Below are 22,003 nucleotides of genomic sequence, written 5' to 3'. Positions count from 1 at the left end.
AACCATCCGCTGCGCAACGACACCAATAATCACGACGCTCGGGCCGCACGGCAGGCGCTTCACGCCTTCGTGCGCGGCACAAAGCCGAAGAAACGCAGAAAAGGATTCGCTTGAAATTTCCCTACGAATGGCAGATTGGCTGGCGCTACACCCGCGCCGGCAAACGCACGACCGGTAACGGCTTCATTTCCTTCATCGCGCTCGTCTCGATGTCGGGCATCGCGCTCGGCGTCGCGGCGCTGATCGTCGTGTTGTCCGTGATGAACGGTTTTCAGAAAGAGGTGCGCGACCGCATGCTGTCGGTGCTCGCGCACGTGGAAATTTTCTCGCCGACCGGGTCGATGCCCAACTGGCAGTTGACCGCCCAGGAAGCCCGCCAGAACAAGGAAGTGATCGGCGCGGCGCCGTATGTCGAAGCGCAGGCGCTGCTCACGCGTCAGGACGCGGTGAGCGGGGTGGCGCTGCGCGGCGTCGAGCCGTCGCTCGAGCCGCAGGTGTCCGATATCGGCAAGGAAATGAAAGGCGGCAGTCTGAACGCGCTGGTGCCGGGCGATTTCGGCATCGTGCTCGGCGCCGATCTCGCCACCAGTCTCGGCGTCACGGTCAACGACAAGATCACGCTGGTCGCGCCGGAAGGCACGATCACGCCCGCCGGCATGCTGCCACGGCTCAAGCAGTTCACGGTGGTCGGCATCTTCGAGTCGGGGCATTACGAATACGACAGCACGCTCGCGCTGATCAACATCAAGGACGCGCAGGCGCTGTTCCGGCTGCCCGCGCCGACCGGCGTGCGGTTGCGCCTGACCGACATGCAGCGCGCGCCAGAAGTCGCGCATCAGCTCGCGCGCACGCTGTCCGGTGATCTGTACATTCGCGACTGGACGCAGCAGAACAAGACCTGGTTCTCGGCGGTGCAGATCGAAAAACGCATGATGTTCATCATCCTCACGCTGATCATCGCGGTGGCGGCGTTCAATCTGGTCTCGTCGCTCGTCATGACGGTGACCAACAAGCAGGCCGACATCGCGATTCTGCGCACGCTCGGCGCGCAGCCCGGCTCGATCATGAAGATCTTTGTGGTGCAGGGCGTGACGATCGGCTTTATCGGCACGGCCACCGGCGTCGCGCTCGGTTGCCTGATCGCGTGGAGCATTCCGTGGCTCGTGCCCATGATCGAGCACATGCTCGGCGTGCAGTTCCTGCCGCCGTCGGTGTATTTCATCAGCGAATTGCCGTCCGAACTGATTCCGGCCGACGTCGCGCGGATCGGCATCATCGCCTTCCTGATGTCGGCGCTGGCAACCTTGTACCCGAGCTGGCGTGGTGCGAAAGTCCGTCCCGCGGAGGCACTGCGCTATGAATGACCGTTCCGCTACTCTATCCATGGCTTCTTCAGATACCGTGCTGCATCCCTATGTGCTGGAAGCGACCGGCATTTCCAAGTCGTTCGTGCAGGGCGGTCTGAACGTGACGGTGCTCAACAACGCGGAACTGAACGTGCGGCGCGGCGAGAAGCTGGCGATCGTCGGCGCGTCGGGGTCCGGCAAGAGCACGCTGCTGCATGTGCTCGGCGGCCTCGACGACCCGAGCGCCGGGCATGTCTCCGTCATGGGCAAACCGTTCACCAGGCTCTCCGAGCGCGAGCGCAACGACCTGCGTAACCGCGCGCTGGGATTCGTGTATCAGTTCCACCACCTGCTGCCCGAGTTTTCCGCGCTCGATAACGTCGCGATGCCGCTGCGAATCCGCCGCATGTCCACCGAAGCGTCGCGCCGCGAAGCGCTCGCGGTGCTGGAGCGCGTCGGCATGGGGCATCGCGCGAAGCATCGTCCGGGCGAGTTGTCGGGCGGCGAGCGTCAGCGTGTCGCGATTGCGCGCGCGTTGGTGACGAAGCCCGCCTGCGTGCTGGCCGACGAACCGACCGGCAATCTCGACGGCGGCACCGCCGACACCGTGTTCAACCTGATGCTCGAACTGTCGCAAACGCTCGAAACGAGCTTCGTGATCGTCACGCACGATCCGGAACTGGCGGGACGTTGCGACCGCATCATGCGGCTGCGCGACGGGGTGCTGCACGAAGAGCCGGTGGTGCCGGTCTGATTGCCGGACACCGAAAGCTTGGGCTGAGCCGTTAGCGAGGCACGCCATGTGGATCGATACGCACTGTCATCTCGATGCATCGGAATTCGACGCCGACCGCGCGCAAGTCGCGGCGGCGGCGCAGCGCGCGGGCGTGGGGCGGATCGTGATTCCGGCGATCGGCCGCGAGAACTTCGCCACGGTGCGCGAACTGGCGCACCGGGTCGCCGGCGGCGCGTATGCGCTCGGCATCCATCCGTTGTTCACGCCGTCGGCGCAAGAGAGCGATCTTGATTTGTTGCGCATGGAAATCGAGGCGAGTCTCGACGATCCGCTGTTTGTCGGTATCGGTGAGATCGGGCTGGATTATTTCGTCGACGGTCTCGACGACGCGCGCCAGCAGTTCTTCTACAACGCTCAGTTGCAACTCGCACGCGAATTCGATCTGCCGGTGATCTGCCATGTGCGCAAATCGCAGGATCAGGTGATCAAGGGGCTGCGGCGGCATCAGATTCACCGCGGCATTGCGCATGCATTCAACGGCAGTTTTCAGCAGGCTCAGGCGTATATCGACCAGGGCATGCATCTCGGTTTCGGCGGCAATCTGACGTTCGAGCGGGCGCGGCAAATCCGCCGCCTCGCCGAACAGTTGCCGTTCGACGCACTGGTCGTCGAGACCGATGCGCCGGACATCGCTCCGGCCTGGATCTACAAGCAGCGCAACTCGCCGGAGCAGATTCCGGCGATCGGCGCGGGCCTCGCGGAACTGCGCGGCATGACAGCCGATGAAGCCGCCCTAGGCACAACGGCTAACGCGCTCGCCGCGCTGCCGCGGCTCGCACTTTCCTCTGCATAATTGAACTCGATGGTCTGAGTGGTTCGCGCCGGGCGACACCCACGCCCGGCGGGTTCGTTGACGCCCGCGCGTAGGCGTTGTGTCGTCCGGCGTCTGCTGGCGGAGGGCGGATGCGGGCATGGTGGTGCGGGTTTGCGTTGGGAGTGGTCTGGCTGCAGCGGCAGGCGGCGCTGCCGGATTGGGTGGCGATGTGCGGGCTGGTGATGGTCGCGTGCGCTGCGGTTGTCGTGGCGGTGTGGGGGTTGGGCGGGGCTGAGGGGTTGGTGGAGGGGCATGGGGCGGTGGGTGCGGCAGCCGGTTTGGCTGCTGGCGCGAAGGAGTGTTTAGCTCCTGCGTCGGCGTCGTCGCCGCCGCCAACCGCCGCGCCTACGTTTGGCGCGTACGCTCGCGCCGCGAAGCTCGCTTCACTCATAACTCGCGTCCGCTTTACCCCGCGCTTGCGTTCAGTCGCCGGTTGGGGCGCCCTGTGGTGCGCCGCGTTGTGCGCGGGCTTCGGCTACGCCGCCCTGCGCGCGGAGATGCGCCTCGCGGTGAGCTTGCCGACTGCATGGGAAGGTCGCGATATCGAAGTCTCCGGCACTATCAAAGGCTTGCCGTCACGCGACGAAAACGGCGCGCGTTTTCTATTCGACGTCGAATCGGCCGACGCGCCTATTGCCAATTTCCCGCGCGTGATCCAGCTATCGTGGATTGCCGAAGATGCGCCGCCGCCGATCCTCGAACCCGGCGCACGCTGGCAGTTGACCGTCCGGCTCAAACGTCCGCATGGCAACGCCAACTTCGGCGTGCGGGATGCCGAGGCCAATCTGCTCGCCCGCAACGTGCGGGCCACCGGCTACGTGAGCGCGCCGGCTCGCGCGGTGCGATTGCGTGGCCACGCACGCGGGATCGGCGTGACGGTGGACCGCTGGCGTGCGGCGCTGCGCGCGCGGATCGGCGCGGTACTCGGGGATGCGCCACACCGCTGACTTCGTCGTGGCGCTCGCCATCGGCGCGCAGGACGAAGTCAGCGCCGCGGACTGGCTGCTGATGCGCGGCACGGGCACGAGTCATCTCGTGGCGATTAAAGGTTCAATTAAACCAATTTTTGAGAATATGATTTGGTTTTATCGAACCTTTCAGTACCATTATATATCCACATCTTAACGTCAAGATCGATTTTTACGTGTAGCCCTGCAGCTCTCTTTCTGCCTGAGCGCTCGCTCGACATCTGGCGTTTGGCCCAACTTTTCCAGTGTTTCAGCTCGTCCGGTTTCAGCTTGTCCTAATCGCTCACCCGCCCACGCGTCGTTTACCGTTGACGTGAAATACGAGCCTCCATTTGCACCGATGATCTCAGCCCTGCGGAATGATCGATCTGGTTTCTCCGCCTCCATTCCTTCCTGACTACCAACCCAGTGTGAGTCTGCATCTTCCGGGTCTGGATCTTCCCGATCTACAAGATAAGCGCCACCCGGGTACACGTTGATACGCGTGACCGTTCGTCGGATTTGCAATGCAAGACGCGCGCGGAGTTGGTACAGTTCGTCACCTTCAACCTGCCGCATTCGCTCATCGAGTGCGAGCACTGAGTCCTTGATTGTAGCCATGTCGGACAGTGTGTTCTTTAGCCCGAACAGCTCTCGTTCCCTAGCGTCAATTTCCGACTCTATCTCGTCTTTGGCTTTCTGCTGTGAAGCAAACCTCTCTTGGAGCGCGTCGACGACAATCTCTCCGCTTTCGATAGCATCCAGCAGTCGCTGGACTTTCAAATGCACCTCGTTTCGCTTGGCGCGAAGTCCGATGATTTGCGTTTCTACAGCAGTGATTTTTCCACTCAGACTATTTCCGGTACCAATCAGGTCGGAAAAATCAATACCTTTCAGATAGGTTAAAACTGTTTTCTCGAAATCCTCCAGGTTCCACATAATGAAATGACAGCCGAGTCCGCGTTTCGCATTGGAGCATGCGATAAAACGCTTTGTTCGGAGAGCCTTTGCTGGCTTGTGCCCGGCTACGGTCATAGATTCTCCGCAATAGCCACACTTAAGAAGCCCCGAAAAAATATTTGTGAATTCAGCCCCTTTCGCACCCCGTCCACGGGACAGTCGGTCGGCGCGTGCAGCTTGCAGTGCATGGAACTCGTCCTTCGTAAGCAAAGCCGGGAAGTAGTTCTCAACGAGAAACCCCGCAGGCTTGCGCGAAATGCCGTCCGTCATCGTCGGCTGGTAACCGCCATACAGAGCGGGATTCGTGCAAATTTTCTGGATGGTCGAAGGGTGCCATCCATTGCCGAGGCGCGAACGATAGTTGATTGGCGGAATTCCCTCCTGATTGAGCAACTTGACGATAGCCTGCTGCCCCATACCCGTCATCTGCAAATCAACGATACGCCGTACGATGTCAGCCTTTTCAGGAATCAGTTCGAATTCGAACATGTCTTTATCACCTATCGCACGTATCCACTGAGGGCATGTACGGGTAACTTTCTTAATTGACGCTTTGTCGCGTTTGGCTTGCCATGCCGCTCGTCCACGCTCGCTTTTTCGCGCCGATTCCTCATGGGCGCGAGTCATGACCGCGATTGATAGCATCATCGGCCCCATAGCGTTTTGTCCTTTAAGGCGCTCCGAGTTAAATACCTGGCCATCGGCGAGCGTCACGATCGTGATTCCCTGATTAACGATGTCCTGGAACAAACCAAACGCCTTCCACGGATCCTGACGCGAAATGCGATCAAAGGACTCGACGAGCAGGACTGCTCCCTCCGGAATCAGCCCCTTTCTTGCCGATTCGAGGAAGGCCCCAAGGGCACCTTTTGCAATGTTTGCCCCATCGAACGCCGAGAGTCCGAGGTCCCGAAGAGTCAGTGCCTCATCGAGAATTAAACCGTGTTCGCTGGCGTACTCAACCGAAAGCTTGGTCTGCCGTCGAACAGAATCCCCTCGCTCTTGCGGCGCAGAAGAAAAGCGAATGTACGAATAGGCCTTCGTACCGGGCGGAAAGTTAGGCTTGTCCATCTGATGTCATTTGGTTTTATTGAACCTTTAATAGTCAAAACTGGACTAGTACGGGGCCAAAAAAGTGAATACATATGTCGTTACGTTGCGAACTACGACGTCTTCCGAAGTTCGAGTCGTCACGGTTCAGGCATCGACAGAAGCAGGTGCGATGAGCAAGGCCATGTCGCAAGCCCCCGGGTGGGTGATCACAGGCCGTCCCAAGCAGATTGCTTAAGGTGCTCCGTCGATAAAAACTCGACATTATCGGAACGCGCTCTTAAAATTTTTACTACGGCGATAAGCATGAAAAAAATCAAAAGCAATATCCTGGGAAAGATGCTTCAAAGCGTCACGGCCTCCATCCTCTTTAGTCTGTCGTTGCCCTCGTCAACATTTGCTGGCGAGGATGGCGGCCACCAAGCGACGGCATTTGCGTGCAGCGTTGTCGACCCGAACAACTATCACCTGATGGCATTTGACGAAGACGGCCGCTTCCTGGAAACAAATGTACTGGGCGGCGCAGACGGGAAAACGTCATTTGACAACCCATGGTTCGGGACGTATCGCAAAACCGGAAACCAAATTGAAGTGCATCTGTTGAATATGGCTTTCCCCGTGACAGGCGAAAACGTACGCATCGATTTGACAAACGTGTACAGAATTACGACAAGCGGCACCGACTTCGACTTCAACATGATCAGCGCCTTCGATCGAAAGACCGGGCGCCGCGATTTCACTAGCTCGCACCGTAAATGTTTTCGTGCTCCTGATAAAGATAAAGCCACGACGGACATGTTTAAGCGGATCTCACCGTCCGCGTTCTACGGGTAGCAAATGACAGGCGGACACCCTGTCAAGCGGCTGGCTAGATTGCCGCTTCTTATTGCGACGAGGGCGTTTTCACAGAAACCCCGAGGGAAAAATTCCCTCGGCGGTCGGATTCATGGATCACACGTGTTGTCAGCGCGAATGTCGGTGTGGGAATATTGACTGCTAGGAATTGCAAACGCATGCACGCTCCATTCTCTTTTGTAGAGTTAATTGGAACGTGAAAGAGAAAAGACAGAGGCGCAACTTTCACGAGGATTCGATACGATGAAGAACGTGACGGTGTGGTTTCGTCGTGGGATCAAGTATGCCGACGCATGGACCGGCACGCAATTTTTTTATGCACGACGCCGTGACTGTGTGTCCGCGGAAAGCCGAGGTCGTTTTCTTTGCCGCAGCGTTCGCCGCTGGTGCTATCGACACGGGATGGCCGTGCGTCCTCCTCGGAGTCGCTATTAGTAGCGTCAGGTCACTTCTTTTACGATCGTATCGAAAGGAGCGGCTTTCCTGCCCTTCATGCCTCCGCTTACTGACTGCCAGAAAGTGAAGGCGAGCGGTGATGGTTGAGCGGATATCGGATTAGCGGGCGGCGCGCTCGAAGTGCTCCAGTCATTGAACGCGCAAATGTCCGGCGGCTATGCGATTGGCATAATCCGACCCTGAGCGGACCTATCAGATCGCCGTAAGCGGCCGTTCTCCGGCTCTATACTCCATCGGTCACGTAACCTGACCGCCCATATGAGCTCAGCATCACCCAACGACCTGCAAGCAGACTTTATGAAGCATTTGCGATCTCGTTATGAGCAAAAATGCCCAAGCCCATTGCTATCGCAGCGTGACCTGGAACGCTGGACCGAGATTACCGGCTCGACTAGGCGCGAGGCCTACAACGTGATGGCTCGACATTTGGCTGTCGGGTTTCATGAGGGCCGACTTCCCTTTTGGTTTTGTGACGCAGTCGCGATCGCTCTAATCGGTTTCGTCTACGACGACTTCATTAAGCTGGGAGAAGACTCTTGGCCTGTGCTATTTAACGAAGTATATCTAGCGTTCGACGCGGGCGAGATCGGCCCCCCCGGGGTAGACCCGATCGCTGTCCACACCCGCCCCATGATTGCGAAAATTGTTGATGATTTGGCAGGCAACGCCGGATGACCCCTTGTGGCCGACTTGCGCCTGACGGTGCAATTTCGTCCTTCTTGCCGTTCACGTCAAGGCGGCTGCAAGGCGCTCTCGCAGAAGCTGCGAAATGAATGCCGATACGGACTGATTTTTTTCGGCGGCTGCAAGCTTCACGAGGGCATCCAGGTCCTTCGGCAATCGGGCGGACACGATGCTAGAGGCGTTAGTTGACGATCCCCCGGTAGGATTTGGTTTATCCATAGGCATATTACGAACTCGGCGTATCGAGCATGCGGCTTACAATGAAGCCGCTATAGCTGAACGGTCGCTCAGCGAGCTTGGTGATGTAGTGAGCCACGCATGACACATCCTTGGCGGCAGCAAGTGCCTGAACATCGCATCTGCCTGTCGGGACAAGTGATTTCCACAGCGACGGCGCGCACTTCACAAACCAATCTCGGCGCTCCTCGGCGACGTATACAAGCCCGTGGTAGTGCAGGTGCCCTGATGACGGCGCGTACTCAGGAAATACGGTAAAGCAAAATAGCTCGTCACGCGGACGCTTCTCGAATTTTCTCGATCGGAACAGCCGGGAGCGCACGTTTAGATTCCACTGGCGCATGGGCTTGAATGCCGACCGTTCTGTATAGGCGGCGTGAAAATTCAAGGTCAAGAAGTGAGTGTGCTCGGAGCTCTTCAGCCACTCGATGTGCGCACGACGTAACTCAAGACCGGAGTCTGTTTTTCGGAAGGGATTGATATTCATATAGATGGTGATCAACGAGGTTCATGCAGGACCTCTCATGCATTAGCCTGTGCAGCTAGAGTCGGTTCTTGCATTCAAGCTCGCCAGAAGGATGTGATCTTGTAAAGTTTTAGATAAAGCTATGCCAATGCGCGTCGCTTGAACGACGAACATGGCGGCGTGGTATAGCCGTGTAGAGGCGGCTCCTGCGCGGGGACGCGGAGGTGTTGGGGATACTCGGCGGCAGATCGCGCGAGTCGCCGGTTCAGGACCGGGTTGATGTTGGTGAAAAATCGGCCGCTTGTTTGGCGGCCGATCGTATTTATACTTTGGTTCGATAATGTTTACAATTTTAATTTCGTAAACCTTATCAATCAGGAGCAATCATCTTGACATCGACCTGCTACCTGGGCAGCCGAAGATGTTTTTATTGTTCCCGTTGCGGAACGTTATAAACATTGTCCGCGCAGGCTGCGGGCGGCAGCACGCGAATCATCGATCGAGCCGTGCATGCCGCCGCATTCTTTCCATTCGATCGATTGGGAGGCAAGCTGCTTGTGAAGCTCGGGAGCCTCTCGTTCCATCAGGCCGCTCTCTAACGCGTGACCAATGCTCGAACACAGCCCGGACGAAAGCAGGAAGAACTGCTCTTTGTCGGCGTGTTTCGGCAGCTCGATTTCGTAGTCGACCATTCGGAGATTGCTCTCAAGCGCCATCTTTTTTTTCAGGGCCAACTCGGCGTGAGTTCGCGCGACGTACGGACGAGGTAGCGTCGTGCACGAGTACCCGATTTCCCATTCGTCGCGTAGAACGAACTCGGCGAGCGCCTCCCAGGCGGGCGGGCTCAGCGAAATCGATCCCCGCTGCTTATAGTGCGACAGAACTCCAATATTGGCGTGTGGGCCGGATGCCGGGTAAGCGACGGTCGGATTCAGCGGGCGAAGGATGATTCGATTGGACGGCATAACGTTCTCCAGGAAACGTCGATGGCACAATTGCGATCGACTGGACGCCGGTTTGGGGCGCTGGAGTTCATTTGCCATCGAAGGCGCACACGTCCATCATGGACTGCGACGAACTGAATATCGGTTTGCTGCGCGCGGCGATTTCGTGTGGACGAAGTTTGCCGTGACCGCAGATCCGAATGTACCGGACAGCACTACATCCGGCAATTTTCCTAACAGGCGCGGCCGGCGATGCACCGCTTTAACTGCCGCGCCTTGGATTACGTCCGGGTGGGCGGCTATCCGGTGACTACAGTGCCGAGTAGTCCGCCGCTGTCCTCGAGAGCTGCCATCAGCGGTTCGACGGCATCTGCCAAGGATGGGTCGAAACGACGAAGCTCGCCACAGCGGATTGACTGAAGTAGTTTTGCGCAGCATCCGCGCGTCATGTAGATTTTCGCAAGCGTGTTCTCCGGATCAAGCGGGTCGACCGCGGCGTATGACAGATGCGCGGGCGCTTCGTCGTGTTGCGCAAAGCCTGCGATGAGCGTGAGCTCGCGGTAGCTGTCGAGCGCGGCATCCTCGGGAATCAAGAGGTCGTCCGCGATTCCGTTGCTGAACATGAAATCCGTCAGACGCATCCAGTCGCTGAACCGGAAATGCAGCTCGTCTTCGAAGCCCATGCAGTAAAGCTCAAGATATTTGTCGGACGGAGCAAGCGGCCGCAGATGAAAGTATGCGTTGCCGATGGAAAAATCGATTGATTGGGTTTGGCCAGACATGCACGCTCCATTCTCTTTCGAGAGTTAAGTGGAACGTGAAAGAGATGAGGATAGCAGTGCAGCTTTCACGGAGGGTAAAGACGGCGACAAGAAACTTAGTGTTACGCCTCGCCGTGGAATGAAGTATGCCAGCGTCGCGATTGGGCCGCAATTATTTTTTCATATTCACGTTTCCGGGGATCGAGAGTTGCTGGTGGACCTGTACGTGACGAGAGTCAGGGTGGGCAGATCGCACCCTGAAACAGCCATCAGCGCTTCACATGCAGTCAGAGCGAGAACCTGCGTTCGAGTGAAGCTACTGTGGGCTGCCGACCAAGATGGCGGTTGCCGGGCGGGCGCAAGTCCGGTCTGGCAAATTTTTCAAGCTAAATGCCGGGCTTATTGCGTGACCGCTTGTCGTCGAATCGGGCAGAGAGTTGAGGCGCGATCCATAGAAAGTCGTCCCTAGACAGACGACGCTTCTATCGTGTCTAGCACCATACGCGGGGTCAGTTCTGCCAGAGCGGGGTCCTTCAGTGACAAATGATTCCAGACAAAAACAATATTATCTGCAGTTAATGGAATGCGAGGAACCAGCCTGAAAAGTGCGTAAAATACATCTGCCCGGCGTATCCGAATTAATCTGCGAGCCGTTTCACTGTTTGAGTCAAGAATCGCGCATACGTTTTCGCCTAAGGGAGCCGTAATCCTCATGCGAAGCGTCGAGTGTAACATCGCGTCCCACTTGTGACTCTTGTAATGCTTATATGCAAGATCATCAAATATTTTTCTCATGCTCCACTCTGCAGTTTCCAACGTTGCCACTACGCCGTTCAGACCTCGGCTCATGTCATCATGTCCGCTCCAATCCTCCTTCCGCTTATAGCGGAGATCGTGCTCCACCTCGTGCCAGCCTTCAGACAGAATAGTTCGAATCTGGACCTCAAATGCGCGGTCGACCGGAAGTTCTGTACTGGGTTTTGACATATCTCGGAAATACACTTCCGGCAGCCGAAAAACCAGGTTATATCTTGAAACGGAGAAGACAGTGTCGGTAGGCTTGTCTATCGTCGAGGAAGCATCATCGCAGTCGAACTTGAGACGAAGCACTTTCTCAACTATCTGGACATCCTCGGGAAAGTACACGACAACGCGAATACCGACAGCGTCCTGAATTAGCTTTCCCCCGATTGCATACTTACCGGGCACTGACCGTAATTTTGCTTCTAGCGAGCTAGCCGATTTGCCTCTGCCGAAAACGCGGCACAGTAGACCAATTGACATGAGTTCTTGCTCAATCTCGCGACGAAGAACGTCTGCGACACGCATGAACGCCGAAATCTGTATCATTCGACACTCTCGAATATTGCTTGGGCCTTACCGATGGCATCAGTATTCAATGCAATAAGGTTAGACCGGTTTAATTCAAACAAGATTCCAGCTTTGAGTAGGCGACCAATACCATTGTAAAGCTCCGCCGAACTAAAGTCGTCAATCGGCTGACATAGGAATTTCATTGGCTTATACACCGGCCTGCTCGGTTTTTGAGCAAGTGAATCGCCAATTGGCCAAAATCTCTTCAACAATACCCGTTCGATTGCATTGTCCCTGCTCCCCAAGGCTGTGCTTTTATCTTCGATTAGTGCATTGGAAAGTTGAGATGCAATTTCTGGCGAGCTTGCTCCACCTAGTACATAAATCGGTCCAACAGGGTCATCGGGTAAAACTTCACAATCAAAGAAACGACAATTAAGAAATGTGACGTTGGAGAGGCCAGATTTTATAAATCGGCAATTCTTAAAAATTACCTCATTAAACTGAAATGAAGAAATACCAGGATTGCCCACATTTATCAAGGATAATTCCATGCCTTCAGCAGTTCCGTTGACTAGATCCTCAGGCAATATTCCGATGAGTCCCGACGAAACCTCTATTCGTGCCCGCTCATCAAGGAACGGCATAGAATTTAGCAACCCTTGATATAGCATCTGGCGAGACGCGGGGGTTCGCGGGGCATAGGACCTTACGGCAGGATCAATGAAACGGAGATCGTCCCCTAACCATTCCGGGTTCGCCGTAATATTCTCTGCAACGTAATTCCCTAAAGCGAATTCATTAACAAATCCGATTTTTGTTGCCTCTGCTGCACTCCTGTCTAAAAGAGCATGACTCGCCAACTTGTTCGCAATTTCCTCTCTACTTGGTCTGTCGCTCGTAGCATATTGACTACGTGCAAGCTCGATTTCCTTGCTACTCGTTTCTAGCAGAATTTTTATGATGTAATCTCGTTGTTCAGCGGTGTAACCCTTCATCATCATGTCGTCAGCAATGCCGCGTAGTACACCGGATTGCATCTGAACGGTCATTCGCAGATCTTGGCGCGCGCGCTCGCGATCGAGCATGTACTCAAAGTAACTTTGGACGATAGTTTCTGGTTCATTCGCCGCAGCGCTGAACGCCGACTCGTCAATGCACCGAAGATATGACAGCAGAACCGGGTTGGCCATGGCATCCAAATTAAGCCCGGCGCTTTTCAACCGCTCAACGCGATCGTACGGCAGCCAATCGTTGATCTTCGGCTCTTGGATACGGATACGGACGACTGAAAAAGTACCGGCATGCCGATCCAGCCATTGATGAAATTCGTCTCCATCGAATAGCACGGTCCGCCGTGTGGTTATTATTATTTTAGCGCATCCTGTCAATAATTCGCTGACAGTTTCCAGCATCGGCTCTTTATTCTCGAAGTTTCCGCTTTCCTCGCCTTTTCTGAGCAGTTCATCAAAGCCATCCAATATTGCAGCTACACGTCCATTTTTTATTTCGGTTTGAACGAGACTGGAACTTAGCAGTGGAAACGTGCGATCTATTTCGTCGAGTAAAATGTATCGAAATATCCTGGCTTGACGATTTCGCGACAGCTCTGCATACAGCGGCAATCGTTTCTCATGATTTGCAAGGAGTTGAACGATTTCTTGGGCGGTGCAAGTTTTCCCAAATCCAGCAGCCGCTTCAATTAGAAACAAAATTGGCCTGCCTTCGTCAATCCGAGACATTACTTCTTCAGGCGGAGTTTTCTGCCCTTCTTTGCCGTCGATTTGATAGGGAGCTCTGATATATTCATATTTCGCTTTTTCTCCGTATGGTTGCACCAAAGCGGAGGTGAAGCGGCGATAGTCGTCAATTAGACGTGTCCGTGTTGAATCAACGGAGAAAAATCCATTAAATAGTTCTTCTTCTGCTTGCTCTGGAGATTTCGCGTCCCTGACCGTGCATGCATATCCAGCGGAAGAAAAGTCTTTAAAAATATTTTCGGTAACTGCGTTTGCGCTAAGCTTTATTATCTCCGCATTATCAAAATAACCTGTCTTTAGCGTAAAAACCAATACGTCATCTCGTGCGCCGTCACGTGCCAAAGTAAACCCGTAACGTCTATAAGCGGCCACGAGTCCTGCTTTTAAATCCATGAATCCTCCGGAGTTGTTGCCGACTCGGCGAACAAGAAATTCAGCTTCGTAGCAATTTGCGCGTCTGGGCTTATTTCAGTTTTGCCAACGTCACAAGTTCTTGGATGACCACACGCAGGTCGGGAATCAGCTTATCGATATCTTGCCGATGGGCGACAAAGTAGCGGCTATGGGCAGACTGATCTCCCACATCTTTCAATCGGGGAAGCGCCGCCTTCGCGTTTCGCGATAAATTCCAGTCTCGCTCGGCCGTTAAGGCGGAGATCAAATCCCGCAGGTAAAGAAAATCTCCCTTGGGGTTCTTGATTCTGTCAGCGATTCCGCGGGCCTCGAACAATTCGATGATTAGCGTTTCCACAAGTCGACGCGTCATGACCGCTGATGCGTCATACCACCCGCCTTCGTACGATCCATTTATCTGATGCACGATCTTTTCGAGATAAGGCCGCGTTCCTCTGACCAGCGAAAAATAGACAACGGGCTCAACTAGGCTAGGCGCACCTTCTTCGGGCGGCGGATTCTTCGCCCGCACTGCATCACGCAGTTGCTTTGCCACTTCCAAGGTTTTGGCGACATCCATGTTCTTGCTCAAGAATGGAAGTCCTTAAGGTGCTTGGCCATGCTTTCAAAAATCTTGTCGATCTGTTCAGAGCTACTATCCGGCGAGATGTGAATTTGCACATCGATATGGAGTTTTGGCGAAAACGTATGTACCTTTTGCCCTTCCGGTAAGTGCCCAAGCAAGGCCGTTGCGCCTTTTGAGCCGTTGGCCGTTGCCAGAGATTTGACTGGCTGTGGCTTCACGATCCTTGAAGGAGCGGGTGACGATTTGGAAGGCAGTTTTGACTTGCCAGGTGTGGCGTCCTTGGCCTTTTCCAAATCTGCCTCAAGCAACATCAGGTATGTCGTCGCATGCATTCTGGCCGCGGACTCGCCCACTTTCCCGTCGCGGGCAAACCACGCGCTTACGTTCTTAAGAGGGACGTCTGGAGAGTGGAATAGGTCGCGGAGTTGTTGGGGATAGGTATTTTCGATGAGCGCCGCACAGACTTGCTCATATTTGTCGTCATCTCGCCATTCATAAGCAAGTTCTGTCGGCTTGCCCGACTCTTCGATCAATCCGAACGTCCGTAGCGGAGGGATGATGTTTGCGCTTGCTGACGCAGGACTCATGTTCATTGCCGAAGCCAGATAGTTCGGAGAAACTTCCGCTGGCACCTTTTGCTTAAACTTTTCGCGAAGGCCGAACCAATTATTCCTCGCAATTTTTGGATAACTGCGTTTCTTGTTTTCTTCTGCCACGCTTCACCCCGCTCGGTGGACGCCTATTGACCTACCCAGCCATTTTTGAACACTTCGGCCCGGGCTCTCTCGATAGCTGGAAATAGTGACACAAATCAGCGCTGAGGGGGGACGTGGAAACTTAGCGGCGAGTGCTGTGTTTGCTCGTCGAGGAAAGGGTAACCAACGATGATCGCGCGAGTTGCAACTACAGCCGTCCGACGAGAGTTCGGCGAAGATCAGAAAATCGCCGGTACGGCGAGTTGACATAATCGGCCATTCAGGTTGAACAGGTTCCTGTTTCATTGCTCACGGCATTGATTTAAAATTATCATAACAAAATCAATGGTTTATATGTTATGCGGGGTAAGGCGGCAGTTCCATCGGCGATTGAGTTGCGGCGACTTCTGACCGTGGCGAAAGCAGCCAAGCATGGTCGGCGAAACGCCGCCATCGTCAACGTCTCATATCGGCTCGGGCTGCGGGCGAAAGAGATTGCGGGCCTTCGCGTTTCCGATGTGCTGGACGGCGAACTACGACTTCGCGACGAATGTAGGTTGTCCAGCAAGGTGACGAAAGGTGGCAAACCGCGGGTCGCCTACCTTTCGAATACACATCTGCGTGCATCGCTGCTTGATTATATTCGCTGGCGACAAGCCCGCGAAGGCATCCTGTTCAACCGTGACGCGTCCCTTTTCAAATCGCAGAAAGGCTCCGCGTTTTCTCCGAACACGATGCAGCAACTCCTCGCGCGGTTGCACGCTGAGGCCGGAGTTCAGGGGGGGCGCAGTCATTCCGGCCGTCGGTGGTTCGCTACTGAACTGATCAGCCGAGGTATCGACCTGAAGTCTGTCTCGGTGCTGATGGGCCATTCATCGGTGTCGATGACGGCGCACTATGCCGAAGACAACCCTCAGAAACTCAGAAAGATCGCGGCGGACCTGTAACGGTGCCACAAGACAAAAACCTTTTCCCGACTGGCAACGCACATCGCCGGGACGCGGAGCCAATCCTTTTAATTCACTTGGAGAAATGACATGAGCCTGAAGCGTGAAGCAGGAAAAGAGATCAACCATCCGAGTGCTGATACCGATGCTAATGGCACTACCGGTAGGGCGCAGACACAAGGCGTCGAAGCGGTCAAAACCGAAAAGCAGCAACTTGTTGCGTCGCTGGCGGAACTGGATGCGGAACGTCTGACTCTTGTTCAGAGCACCATCGACCAGCTCAGCGCTGGTGGTGCGGTGGACAAGGGTGCCTATCGCCGGATCAAGACGATCGACGCCCGTAAGAACCAGTTGATCGTGGCGCGATTTGTGTCGGTGCTTCGTGAGAATGGGCCGCAGGTCAGGACTCTCGTGGCGCAGTTGCTCGAAATTTGAGGGCGTTAGCACCTAAGGCCAGACTTTTCAAGTGTCAATTTGGTTTAATTGAACCCAAGATTGCGATTTCGGGACTGCACATTGGCTTCGTCGCGGGTCTCGCGGGCTGGTTCGCGGGAGCGCTGTGGCGGCGCTCCGGTTGGATCGGCCGCGACTGGCCCTTGCGGCTGCCCGCACAAGTCGTCGCGATGACGGGCGGTGCGCTGTTCGCCGCGCTGCACGCCGCGTTGGCCGGCTTCAATGTGCCGGCGCAGCGCGCGCTATGGATGGCGGCTGTGGTCGCACTCGCGTTCGTCAGCGGGCGCAATGTGGCGCGGTCCGCGGTGCTTGCCTGGGCATTGGGGCTCGTGCTGCTGATCGATCCCTGGGCGGTCGTGTCGGCGGGATTCTGGTTGTCCTTCTGCGCGGTCGCGGCAATCCTGTTCGCCATGTCGGGACGCCCGCAAGTGCAGGACCACGAACAGCACCACGACGATGCGAACGTGAACGGTGAGGCACCGTCCTGGCTATCGAGGCTGCGTGCCGGATTGCCGCGCCGCGTGCGCGGTGCAGGCGTAAGACTGCGCAGTGCGGCGCAGGTGCAGTTCGCCGTGACGGTCGCGCTCGCGCCGCTCACCGTTTACTGGTTCGCGCAGATTCCGCTGATCGGTCCGCTCGCGAATGCATTCGCGATTCCGTGGGTGAGCCTGCTGGTGACGCCGTCGGTACTGGCGGGCGTCGCGCTGCCCGCACCGCTCGACGCTTACGCGTGGCATGTCGCGCATGCTTTGCTGGAGTGCCTGGCCGCGGGCTTGCAGCGGCTGTCGGGCCCCGCCTGGGCGCTCTGGCGCCTGCCGCAACCGGATGCGTGGACGCTGGCCGCCGCCGCGCTCGGCGTGCTCTGGTGTCTGGCGCCGCGCGGCTGGCCGTTGCGCTGGGCCGCACCGCTGACGTGGCTGCCGCTCGTCATGCCGGCGCCGTCCGGGCCACCGCACGGCAGCTTCCGCCTCACGGCGCTGGACGTCGGTCAAGGTACGTCCGTGCTGGTGCAAACGGCGCGTCACACGTTGCTGTTCGATACGGGTCCGGGACCGGAATCGACTCACGCGGGCGAGCGGGTGGTCGTGCCGTTCTTGCAGGCGCATGGTGTGAACGCGCTCGATACGCTGATCGTCAGCCACGCCGATTCCGATCATTCGGGCGGCGCGCCCGCTGTTCTCGACGCGATCGAGGTGCATCAAATGGTGGCGGCGTTGGCGCCGTCGAATGCGCTGTGGTCGAACGCGCGCCGGCACGGCGCCGACACGCTGCCCTGCGCGGCTGGGCAGCGCTGGCAGTGGGACGGCGTCGAGTTCACGATGCTCTGGCCCGACGCCGGTCCGCTGCAAGGCAAGCCGAACGCGCATTGCTGCGTGCTGCGGGTCAGCACGTTGCCGCCCGCCACCGGTCAGCCGACCGCGGGCGTTCAACCCGTTCAAACAACGCCGCCGGTCATGACCGCCTTGCTCACGGCGGATATCGAGGCGCCCGTGGAACGTGTTCTGCTCGCGCGTGATCGCGGCGCATTGCAGGCTCAGGTGCTGGTCGTGCCGCATCACGGCAGCAAGACCTCGTCGACCGAGCCGTTCCTCGACTCTATCGACCCGCTCGTCGCGCTATTTCAGGTAGGCTATCGCAACCGTTTTCATCATCCGAGTGCGGGTGTGTTCGAGCGCTACAAGGCACGGCAGATCGAACTTGGCCGCAGCGATACGGACGGTGCGGTGCGGGTCGAGGTGAACCCGGGCGCCGGGTCGAATCCTCGCGCCACGAGCGAAAGTGCGGGGCTCACGCTCGAGCGTTATCGCGACACGCAGCGCCGCTACTGGATGGATCGCTAGCAGGCTTGTCGGCGAAATGCCGGCCGGCATGGATGGACGAAACGCAGCAGGACCGCACAAGAAACGCGCTGCTGGGCAAAGCGCCTGCGCGCAAGCGCGCACGGAAGCCCCGCGCGCAAAAAACAGAACGGAGATAGCCGCAGTTGAAAAACATCATCCACTTCTCGCACGCGAACGGCTTTCCGGCGTCGACCTACCGGACGATCTTCGCCGAACTCGCCGACGACTATGAACTGCGCTCCATCGAGCGGATCGGTCACGACGCGCGCTTTCCGGTGACGCAGGACTGGCCGCATCTGGTCGAGCAGTTGCTCGACGACATTGGCAGAACGTACGAACACCCGGTGTGGCTGGTGGGGCATTCGCTCGGCGGCTATCTGTCGCTGATGGCCGCGCTGAAAAAGCCGCAGTGGGTGAGAGGGGTCGTGATGCTCGATTCGCCGGTGATCGCCGGCTGGCGCAGCAGCATGCTGCGGGTGTCGCAATGGACCGGGCTCGACGAGCGTCTCTCGCCCGCGGCCGCCACCCGTACGCGCCGCACCCAGTGGGCGAGCCGCGACGAAGCGTGGCGGCATTTCCATTCGAAGCCGGCATTCGCGCGCTGGGATGAGCGCATGCTCTCCGACTACATCGACTTCGGGATTCCGCAAACTTCGCCGGACGGCTCGCGTTCGCTGGCGTTCGATCGCCGCACCGAGTATCAGATCTATAGAACCTTGCCGCATACGCTCGGCTCGCGGCTCGCCCGGGGCGCACCGGTGCCGGTGGGTTTCATCGCCGGCACGCGTTCGAAGGAAATTCGCCAGGCCGGTCTCGCGGCAACCCGCCGCGCGACCGGCGGTCATGTGGAATGGATCGAGGGCAGTCATCTGTACCCGATGGAAAAACCGCTCGAAACCGCGCGCGCGGTGCAACGCATGTTGCATGAACTGGAGCGGCGCGCCTGACGCCGCGTTGAGTGCGGCGCATGGCCGCCGTGCATGCGCCGCAAAAAACGGTGCATGATCGACCTGCGGCGACGGCCGCCGCGGTGGCATATGCGCGCGCAGACATCGCTCGGATTTTGCTGGGTTGAGACCCTGCTTTACGGTATAATCCGTTTTTCCCGCGAGCATCCAGCGATGACCAAATATGTTTTCGTCACCGGCGGCGTAGTATCTTCCCTCGGCAAGGGTATTGCCGCCGCTTCCCTCGCCGCGATCCTCGAATCGCGCGGTCTTAAAGTCACCCTCCTCAAGCTCGATCCCTACATCAATGTCGACCCCGGCACGATGAGCCCGTTTCAACACGGCGAAGTGTTCGTGACGGAAGACGGAGCGGAGACCGACCTCGACCTCGGCCACTATGAGCGCTTCATCAGCACGAAGATGCGCAAGGCCAACAACTTCACCACGGGCCAGATTTACGAATCGGTGATCCGCAAGGAACGTCGCGGCGATTATCTCGGCAAGACGGTGCAGGTCATCCCGCACATCACGAACGAAATCCAGGCGTTCATCGAACGCGGCGCGGCTTCCGCAACGTGCGGTGAGCCGGACGTCGCCATCGTCGAAGTGGGCGGCACGGTGGGCGACATCGAATCGCTGCCGTTCCTCGAAGCAGCCCGTCAGATGAGCCTGCGCATGGGTCGCAACAGCGCGTGCTTCGTGCACCTCACGCTGGTGCCCTGGGTTGCCACGGCCGGCGAACTGAAGACCAAGCCCACGCAGCACAGCGTGCAGAAGCTGCGCGAAATCGGTATCTCGCCGCACGTGCTGCTGTGCCGTGCCGACCGCCGCATTCCGGACGACGAGCGCGCGAAGATCTCCATGTTCTCGAACGTGCCGGAAGACGCCGTGATCTCCGTGTGGGACGCGGACAGCATCTACAAGATTCCGCAGATGCTGCACGATCAGGGCCTCGACGCGATCATCTGCGAAGAGCTCAAGCTCACGCCGAAGCCGGCCGATCTGTCCATGTGGTCCGATCTGGTCGAGAAGCTGCAGCATCCGAAGAATGAAGTCACGATCGGCATGGTCGGCAAGTATGTCGATCTGACCGAGTCGTACAAGTCGCTGATCGAAGCGCTGCGCCATGCGTCGATGCATACGTCGACCAAGGTCAACATCGAATACATCGACTCGGAAGAAATCGAGACGCAAGGCGTCGAAAGCCTCAAGCATCTGGACGCGGTCCTCGTGCCGGGTGGCTTCGGCCGTCGTGGCACCGAAGGCAAGATCGCCGCGATCCGTTATGCGCGTGAAGCGAAGGTGCCGTATCTTGGCATCTGCCTCGGCATGCAGCTGGCGGTGATCGAATTCGCCCGCGACGTGGTGGGTCTGAAAGACGCGAACAGCACCGAGTTCGATCAGGAAACGCCGAACCGCGTGGTCGCACTGATCACCGAATGGTACGACCGTGAAGGCCGCGTCGAGAAGCGCACGGAAGAGTCGGATCTGGGCGGCACGATGCGCCTCGGCTCGCAACGCTGCCCGATCAAACCCGGCACGATGGCCGAAGAGATCTATGGCAAGGACGTGAACGAGCGCCATCGCCACCGTTATGAAGTCAATAACCGCTTCGTGCCCCAACTCGAAGCGGGCGGCCTTATCATCAGCGCCCGTACCCCGAGTGAAGATCTGCCGGAAATGATGGAATTGCCGCGCAGCATGCACCCGTGGTTCGTCGGTGTGCAATTCCACCCGGAATTCACGTCCACGCCGCGTGACGGCCATCCGTTGTTCAAGTCGTTCGTCGAAGCAGCGCTCGCGCACCACGAGGCAAGCACGGCGAGCGCAGTCGGGGAGAAAGCATGAAACTGGGCGATTTCGAAATCGGGCTCGATAAGCCGTTTTTCCTGATCGCAGGCACCTGTGTCGTCGAATCCGAACAGATGACGATCGACACAGCCGGCCGGCTGAAGGAAATCTGCGCGAAGCTGAATATTCCGTTCATCTACAAATCGTCGTACGACAAGGCCAACCGCAGCAGCGGCAAGTCGTTTCGCGGTCTGGGCATGGACGAAGGTTTGCGCATCCTGTCCGAAGTGAAGCGTCAACTCGGTCTGCCCGTGCTGACCGATGTTCACGCCGAGCACGAGATCGAGCAGGTCGCCTCGGTGGTCGACGTGCTGCAAACGCCGGCTTTCCTGTGCCGTCAAACGGACTTCATCCACGCTTGCGCGCGTTCGGGCAAACCGGTCAACATCAAGAAGGGCCAGTTTCTCGCACCGCACGACATGAAGAACGTGATCGACAAGGCGCGTGATGCGGCGCGTGAAGCGGGTCTGTCGGAAGACCGTTTCATGGCGTGTGAGCGCGGCGTGTCGTTTGGCTATAACAATCTCGTGTCGGACATGCGCTCGCTCGCGATCATGCGCGAAACCAACGCGCCGGTCGTGTTCGACGCCACCCACTCGGTGCAGTTGCCGGGCGGGCAGGGCACGAGCTCGGGTGGCCAGCGTGAGTTCGTGCCGGTGCTGGCGCGTGCCGCGGTGGCGGTGGGCGTGTCGGGACTCTTCATGGAGACTCACCCGAATCCGGCCGAAGCCAAATCGGACGGTCCGAACGCGGTGCCGCTTCATCGCATGGCCGATCTGCTCGAGACGCTGGTTACGCTCGATCAGGCCGTCAAGCGCGCGCCGTTCCTCGAAAGCGATTTCAACTGATTCAGGCATTCACCGCGTGTCACGATCGGATTGCACAATCGGCACGCGGCGA

General features: G+C 57.6%; 19 protein-coding genes and 2 pseudogenes. 12 read left to right on the top strand and 9 right to left on the bottom strand.

Annotated elements, in window-relative coordinates; genetic code table 11:
- The first annotated feature begins 110 nt into the window (after window positions 1–110).
- From P0D68_RS26965 to P0D68_RS26950, 4 genes and pseudogenes are all read left to right on the top strand, one after another.
- Entirely contained in the window at window positions 111–1,364 is a 1,254-nt protein-coding gene (locus tag P0D68_RS26965) for a lipoprotein-releasing ABC transporter permease subunit (protein ID WP_091792898.1), read from the top strand.
- On the top strand, window positions 1,357–2,100 hold the full coding sequence (gene lolD / locus P0D68_RS26960; protein WP_091792899.1) for a lipoprotein-releasing ABC transporter ATP-binding protein LolD: 744 nt from the start codon (window positions 1,357–1,359) through the stop codon (window positions 2,098–2,100). Before P0D68_RS26965 ends, lolD begins: the two co-directional genes overlap by 8 nt.
- A gap of 46 nt (window positions 2,101–2,146) precedes the next feature.
- Window positions 2,147–2,935, top strand: a complete 789-nt coding sequence (locus tag P0D68_RS26955; RefSeq protein WP_091792900.1) for a TatD family hydrolase — start codon at window positions 2,147–2,149, stop codon at window positions 2,933–2,935.
- A gap of 110 nt (window positions 2,936–3,045) precedes the next feature.
- Window positions 3,046–4,006 (top strand): annotated as a pseudogene (locus P0D68_RS26950) (ComEC/Rec2 family competence protein); the annotation flags it as partial.
- A 77-nt stretch (window positions 4,007–4,083) separates the two neighbouring features.
- Here the strand turns inward: P0D68_RS26950 and P0D68_RS26945 are convergent.
- Window positions 4,084–5,934: a recombinase family protein gene (locus P0D68_RS26945; RefSeq protein ID WP_408301751.1), complete on the bottom strand. Its 1,851-nt coding sequence runs from the start codon at window positions 5,932–5,934 to the stop codon at window positions 4,084–4,086.
- A gap of 285 nt (window positions 5,935–6,219) precedes the next feature.
- Here P0D68_RS26945 and P0D68_RS26940 point away from each other — a divergent pair, with 285 nt between their 5' ends.
- On the top strand, window positions 6,220–6,747 hold the full coding sequence (locus P0D68_RS26940) for a hypothetical protein (protein ID WP_408301753.1): 528 nt from the start codon (window positions 6,220–6,222) through the stop codon (window positions 6,745–6,747).
- A 774-nt stretch (window positions 6,748–7,521) separates the two neighbouring features.
- Window positions 7,522–7,899, top strand: a complete 378-nt coding sequence (locus tag P0D68_RS26935; protein ID WP_408301755.1) for a hypothetical protein — start codon at window positions 7,522–7,524, stop codon at window positions 7,897–7,899.
- Between the two features lie 51 nt (window positions 7,900–7,950).
- Here the strand turns inward: P0D68_RS26935 and P0D68_RS26930 are convergent, their stop codons facing one another.
- The 8 genes from P0D68_RS26930 to P0D68_RS26895 all read right to left on the bottom strand — a co-directional run bounded on the left by P0D68_RS26930 (window position 7,951) and on the right by P0D68_RS26895 (window position 15,085).
- The gene (locus P0D68_RS26930) at window positions 7,951–8,127 is read right to left on the bottom strand and encodes a ribbon-helix-helix protein, CopG family (RefSeq protein ID WP_408468772.1); all 177 of its coding nucleotides are present in this window, start codon (window positions 8,125–8,127) and stop codon (window positions 7,951–7,953) included.
- A 7-nt stretch (window positions 8,128–8,134) separates the two neighbouring features.
- A complete protein-coding gene (locus tag P0D68_RS26925; RefSeq protein WP_408301759.1) occupies window positions 8,135–8,647 on the bottom strand; it encodes a hypothetical protein in 513 nt (170 codons plus the stop codon).
- Window positions 8,648–9,060: 413 nt separating this feature from the next.
- The gene (locus P0D68_RS26920) at window positions 9,061–9,576 is read right to left on the bottom strand and encodes a hypothetical protein (protein WP_408301761.1); all 516 of its coding nucleotides are present in this window, start codon (window positions 9,574–9,576) and stop codon (window positions 9,061–9,063) included.
- A 278-nt stretch (window positions 9,577–9,854) separates the two neighbouring features.
- Complete coding sequence (locus tag P0D68_RS26915) at window positions 9,855–10,337, bottom strand: hypothetical protein (RefSeq protein ID WP_408301763.1); 483 nt, start codon at window positions 10,335–10,337, stop codon at window positions 9,855–9,857.
- Between the two features lie 444 nt (window positions 10,338–10,781).
- Window positions 10,782–11,666 (bottom strand): RelA/SpoT-related domain-containing protein, encoded by an 885-nt coding sequence (locus P0D68_RS26910; RefSeq protein ID WP_408301765.1) that lies wholly within the window; start codon window positions 11,664–11,666, stop codon window positions 10,782–10,784.
- Window positions 11,663–13,783 carry an NACHT domain-containing protein gene (locus P0D68_RS26905; protein ID WP_408301767.1) on the bottom strand — a complete coding sequence of 707 codons (2,121 nt, stop codon included), beginning with the start codon at window positions 13,781–13,783 and terminating at the stop codon, window positions 11,663–11,665. Before P0D68_RS26905 ends, P0D68_RS26910 begins: the two co-directional genes overlap by 4 nt.
- Window positions 13,784–13,853: 70 nt before the next feature.
- Window positions 13,854–14,375 carry a hypothetical protein gene (locus P0D68_RS26900; protein ID WP_408301769.1) on the bottom strand — a complete coding sequence of 174 codons (522 nt, stop codon included), beginning with the start codon at window positions 14,373–14,375 and terminating at the stop codon, window positions 13,854–13,856.
- Window positions 14,372–15,085 (bottom strand): DUF5343 domain-containing protein, encoded by a 714-nt coding sequence (locus tag P0D68_RS26895; RefSeq protein WP_408301771.1) that lies wholly within the window; start codon window positions 15,083–15,085, stop codon window positions 14,372–14,374. The genes P0D68_RS26900 and P0D68_RS26895 overlap by 4 nt, the downstream gene beginning before the upstream one ends.
- A 338-nt stretch (window positions 15,086–15,423) precedes the next feature.
- Between P0D68_RS26895 and P0D68_RS26890 the strand changes: the two genes are divergently transcribed.
- The 6 genes and pseudogenes from P0D68_RS26890 to kdsA all read left to right on the top strand — a co-directional run bounded on the left by P0D68_RS26890 (window position 15,424) and on the right by kdsA (window position 21,951).
- Window positions 15,424–16,011, top strand: a complete 588-nt coding sequence (locus P0D68_RS26890; RefSeq protein ID WP_408301773.1) for a tyrosine-type recombinase/integrase — start codon at window positions 15,424–15,426, stop codon at window positions 16,009–16,011.
- A 90-nt stretch (window positions 16,012–16,101) separates the two neighbouring features.
- A complete protein-coding gene (locus P0D68_RS26885; protein WP_408301775.1) occupies window positions 16,102–16,446 on the top strand; it encodes a hypothetical protein in 345 nt (114 codons plus the stop codon).
- Between the two features lie 59 nt (window positions 16,447–16,505).
- Window positions 16,506–18,305, top strand: a pseudogene (locus P0D68_RS26880) (DNA internalization-related competence protein ComEC/Rec2); the annotation flags it as partial.
- 143 nt (window positions 18,306–18,448) lie between these two features.
- Entirely contained in the window at window positions 18,449–19,252 is an 804-nt protein-coding gene (locus tag P0D68_RS26875) for an alpha/beta fold hydrolase (protein WP_091792902.1), read from the top strand.
- Between the two features lie 174 nt (window positions 19,253–19,426).
- A complete protein-coding gene (pyrG, locus tag P0D68_RS26870; RefSeq protein WP_408185442.1) occupies window positions 19,427–21,100 on the top strand; it encodes a CTP synthase in 1,674 nt (557 codons plus the stop codon).
- On the top strand, window positions 21,097–21,951 hold the full coding sequence (gene kdsA, locus P0D68_RS26865; protein ID WP_091792904.1) for a 3-deoxy-8-phosphooctulonate synthase: 855 nt from the start codon (window positions 21,097–21,099) through the stop codon (window positions 21,949–21,951). The genes pyrG and kdsA overlap by 4 nt, the downstream gene beginning before the upstream one ends.
- Window positions 21,952–22,003 lie beyond the last annotated feature (52 nt).

Origin of the sequence: Paraburkholderia sp. RL17-380-BIE-A (assembly GCF_046028085.1) — a bacterium.
Classification (GTDB): domain Bacteria; phylum Pseudomonadota; class Gammaproteobacteria; order Burkholderiales; family Burkholderiaceae; genus Paraburkholderia.
Note: the sequence above shows the minus strand (reverse complement) of the source record. Positions and strands in the feature narration are given on the sequence as shown.

What these genes read in the sequence shown, in the direction of transcription:
- P0D68_RS26885 (WP_408301775.1), top strand. Translation starts at nt 16,102, where the DNA reads ATGAGCCTGAAGCGTGAAGCAGGAAAAGAGATCAACCATCCGAGTGCT.
- pyrG (WP_408185442.1), top strand. Translation starts at nt 19,427, where the DNA reads ATGACCAAATATGTTTTCGTCACCGGCGGCGTAGTATCTTCCCTCGGC.
- P0D68_RS26935 (WP_408301755.1), top strand. Translation starts at nt 7,522, where the DNA reads ATGAAGCATTTGCGATCTCGTTATGAGCAAAAATGCCCAAGCCCATTG.
- P0D68_RS26945 (WP_408301751.1), bottom strand. Translation starts at nt 5,934, where the DNA reads ATGGACAAGCCTAACTTTCCGCCCGGTACGAAGGCCTATTCGTACATT.
- lolD (WP_091792899.1), top strand. Translation starts at nt 1,357, where the DNA reads ATGAATGACCGTTCCGCTACTCTATCCATGGCTTCTTCAGATACCGTG.
- P0D68_RS26890 (WP_408301773.1), top strand. Translation starts at nt 15,424, where the DNA reads ATGCGGGGTAAGGCGGCAGTTCCATCGGCGATTGAGTTGCGGCGACTT.
- P0D68_RS26920 (WP_408301761.1), bottom strand. Translation starts at nt 9,576, where the DNA reads ATGCCGTCCAATCGAATCATCCTTCGCCCGCTGAATCCGACCGTCGCT.
- P0D68_RS26905 (WP_408301767.1), bottom strand. Translation starts at nt 13,783, where the DNA reads ATGGATTTAAAAGCAGGACTCGTGGCCGCTTATAGACGTTACGGGTTT.
- P0D68_RS26940 (WP_408301753.1), top strand. Translation starts at nt 6,220, where the DNA reads ATGAAAAAAATCAAAAGCAATATCCTGGGAAAGATGCTTCAAAGCGTC.
- P0D68_RS26915 (WP_408301763.1), bottom strand. Translation starts at nt 10,337, where the DNA reads ATGTCTGGCCAAACCCAATCAATCGATTTTTCCATCGGCAACGCATAC.
- kdsA (WP_091792904.1), top strand. Translation starts at nt 21,097, where the DNA reads ATGAAACTGGGCGATTTCGAAATCGGGCTCGATAAGCCGTTTTTCCTG.
- P0D68_RS26955 (WP_091792900.1), top strand. Translation starts at nt 2,147, where the DNA reads ATGTGGATCGATACGCACTGTCATCTCGATGCATCGGAATTCGACGCC.
- P0D68_RS26930 (WP_408468772.1), bottom strand. Translation starts at nt 8,127, where the DNA reads ATGGATAAACCAAATCCTACCGGGGGATCGTCAACTAACGCCTCTAGC.
- P0D68_RS26910 (WP_408301765.1), bottom strand. Translation starts at nt 11,666, where the DNA reads ATGATACAGATTTCGGCGTTCATGCGTGTCGCAGACGTTCTTCGTCGC.